Origin of the sequence: Paenibacillus sp. OSY-SE, from assembly GCF_000283315.1 — a bacterium.
Classification (GTDB): domain Bacteria; phylum Bacillota; class Bacilli; order Paenibacillales; family Paenibacillaceae; genus Paenibacillus_B; species Paenibacillus_B profundus.
Window position 1 is genome coordinate 1 of the sequence record NZ_ALKF01000035.1, and the last position, 995, is coordinate 995.

The 995-nt window shown below is 43.1% G+C and carries 1 protein-coding gene; it reads left to right on the forward strand.

Going from position 1 to position 995, the window contains the following annotated elements; all coding sequences use genetic code 11:
- On the forward strand, positions 1-607 hold a 607-nt coding region (locus A372_RS32605), incomplete at its 5' end, for a hypothetical protein (RefSeq protein WP_019418901.1).
- Between the last annotated feature and the right edge of the window lie 388 nt (positions 608-995).

Genomic DNA, 995 nt, shown 5'->3' on the forward strand with positions numbered 1-995 from the left:
GCTTCAAAAACTCGGCTTTTACGATCAGGCCAAAGAATACATTTTGAAGTATTCGGAATTGGGCAGGTTTTCGGGGTTGGACAAAAACGGCTGGGAAGAAGTCGGACGATTCAAATTTTTTGCTAAAGCAAATCAGTATACTAATGATTTGCTATCTGGAAAATTGAACGTGTTACCTGAGTATGTTCAATTTTTAGAAGATAATCCGGAAGAGTTATTACCCGGCCTCGTCACGATCATGGAGACTGCTTCACTTCATTCGGTTAATGTAGATGATCTACTTGAAAAGTTCTCAGAAAAAATTGAGGATTTTGGAAATCTTGAAGACGCTACCAATAGAACTCACTATTTCAGATTCTTGTATCATCGGGCTGTTTACTATGCTAAACATCAAAGGTATCAAGATTGTGTACAGCTCAGTTTACTGTTTTTAACATCTTATAATAAGATTAATGACGCAGACTTCAAAAAGTTTGTTGTACTATTTGAAGTCTACCGGCAGTATGCTTCAAGTGAGCAAATAGAGCAGTATCAAAACCTTTGTAAGGAGCTGTTGAAGCATGAAGAAGGCAATAATATCTGCGATGATGGTATTCGCTCTTGTTAGTATTGTAGTACCCATAACTAGCGTTGGATCATTTACAACTCTTTCACCTTCTAACCACGGTTGGAACTAAATATGTGATTAAAAAGAGGGGCCGTTGCAATCAAACGGCCCCTCTTTTTTGTGTATCAGGTGCATAGATTAAGCCCTTAGGGAGCCGTTGCAAGCCGCACGGCTCCTTTCCGTATGTTCAAAAGCTACAAGAGCAAGGAGGGGCATCAAGAGCGTCGTAGGAAGCCGTCAAGGGCGCAAAGCGGCTTTAGCGAACCCTTTACGAGCGATTCAACGTGCCGACCCTTATTTGCCCCTCCAGACTCGTCTGGAGGGCTGCCACCCGGCGAGGGAAATAGCGGATTCTAAAGGGCTAGCCCTTTAGCCGCCGGAGGCGACC